The organism is Arthrobacter sp. NPDC093128 (assembly GCF_040683875.1).
In the GTDB taxonomy this organism is placed as follows: Bacteria; Actinomycetota; Actinomycetes; order Actinomycetales; family Micrococcaceae; genus Arthrobacter.
In genome coordinates this window covers 1-1,547 of sequence record NZ_JBFBEY010000070.1, presented here as the reverse complement: position 1 = coordinate 1,547, position 1,547 = coordinate 1, and the positions used below count along the sequence as shown (strand labels likewise).

2 protein-coding genes and 2 pseudogenes are annotated in these 1,547 nt (G+C 64.7%); all 4 read left to right on the top strand.

Annotated features, from left to right (window positions below; all coding sequences use genetic code 11):
- The first annotated feature begins 132 nt into the window (after positions 1 to 132).
- Positions 133 to 486, top strand: coding sequence for a transposase (locus AB0N24_RS27520; RefSeq protein ID WP_364131767.1), 354 nt, complete (start codon positions 133 to 135; stop codon positions 484 to 486).
- Positions 483 to 554, top strand: a pseudogene (locus AB0N24_RS27515) (hypothetical protein); the annotation flags it as partial. The gene AB0N24_RS27520 and the pseudogene AB0N24_RS27515, both read left to right, overlap by 4 nt.
- A gap of 97 nt (positions 555 to 651) precedes the next feature.
- Positions 652 to 1,152, top strand: coding sequence for a transposase (locus AB0N24_RS27510; protein ID WP_364131764.1), 501 nt, complete (start codon positions 652 to 654; stop codon positions 1,150 to 1,152).
- A 163-nt stretch (positions 1,153 to 1,315) separates the two neighbouring features.
- Positions 1,316 to 1,547 (top strand): annotated as a pseudogene (locus AB0N24_RS27505) (hypothetical protein); the annotation flags it as partial.

The window sequence follows — 1,547 nt, the reverse complement described above, 5'->3', positions numbered from 1 at the left end:
CCCGGTACGCAAGCAACAGCGTGGCCGCGCATGACAGATCTCCTGTGTAAGCGAGTAGTCCGTCTGAAGGAACATGATGGATCTCGTGACCGAAGAGCAACCGCGTCCTCGAGGCGCTGAAGTGCTGCTGAGATGGCCGAGTCGGGTGGCCTGGATGACATCTTTGCACGGATCGATGACGGCGGGCTCGAGCTGACCGAGGACAACAGCTTCATCCCTGGCTTGATCAAGGCCGCGCTCGAACGCGGGCTGCAGGCCGAGCTGACCGATCAGCTGGGCTATGAGAAGGGCGCCGTCGAGGCCGAGCTGTTCTCGAACTCGCGCAATGGCACCTCGCCGAAGACGCTGTCCCCACAGGTCGGGGACGTGGCGCTGGACGTCCTCCGCGACCGCGACGGGACGTTCATCCCTCGGCTGGTCCCGAAAGGCTCGCGGCGACTGGGCGGGCTGGACGGAGATGATCATCAGGCTCTACGGGCGGGATGACAATCCGCGACATCCAGTACCACCTCGCGGCCACGCTGGGCACCGAACTGTCGCACGAGACGATCAGCGAGATCACCGACGAGATCGGCGAGGAGATCCCCGTCTGGCAGCGGCGCCCGCTCGAGGGCGCTCTATCCGGTGGCGGCACTGCCCTGCACGTAGTCCTTGGGAAGCTACCTGGACGCGCTGGTGGTCAAGGTCCGCGACGGGTCGCACGTGATCAACAAGTCCGCCCACATCGCCGTCGGCGTCGACATGGACGGCGTCAAGCACGTGCTGGAGATCTGGATCCAAGCCAGCGGGGGTGCGAAAGTTCTGGGCCGGTGTCTGCGCCGACCTGGCTCACCCCGGTGTATCCGCGACGTGCTGATCGTCCTGGATCCGCCCTTCGGAGCGACGCGAGGGGTGGAATGCGACGGCCTCACCGGGCTGCCGGATGCGATCGAGGCGACTTGGAAACAGGCGACGGTCCAGACGTGCCTGGTGCTCCACGGGCACCTCCCTGCACGGAGTGCTTGGCGGAATCCGGGCGGCGATGCGGTTCATGAACTAAAAGGACCGCAAGGCGATCGCACGGCCTTCAATCCGATCTACACCGCCGTCGATGCCGACGCAGCCAAGGCGGAATCCGAGGCCTCCAAGAAGTCGCCGCTGGGACAGAAGTAACCGCACGCGGTAGCCACCTGGGAGGCCGCGTGGGAGCGGTTCATCCCGTTCCTGGAGTTCCCGCCCGAGCTGCGGCGGGTGATCTCTCCCCATCGCAGAGTCGCTGAACTACCAACTGCGCAAGATCATCAAGGACCGCGGCCAGTTCCCCAACTACGCCGCGGTGATCAAGCTGCTGTGGCTGGCGATCTGCAACATCGAGGACAAGCGAGCACGCCGAGAGAAAGAACGTGGCCGACCGGCCGTCGAACGCAAGGCACCCGGACGACTCGTCGAAAACCAAGCCGTCACCAACTGGAAACAGGCCCTCGAGCAGCTAGCGCAGGCCTACCCCCGACCGGATCAACCCTCAGCTCACATGACCACCCCTTACACAGAAACCTTGACAGGCTCAC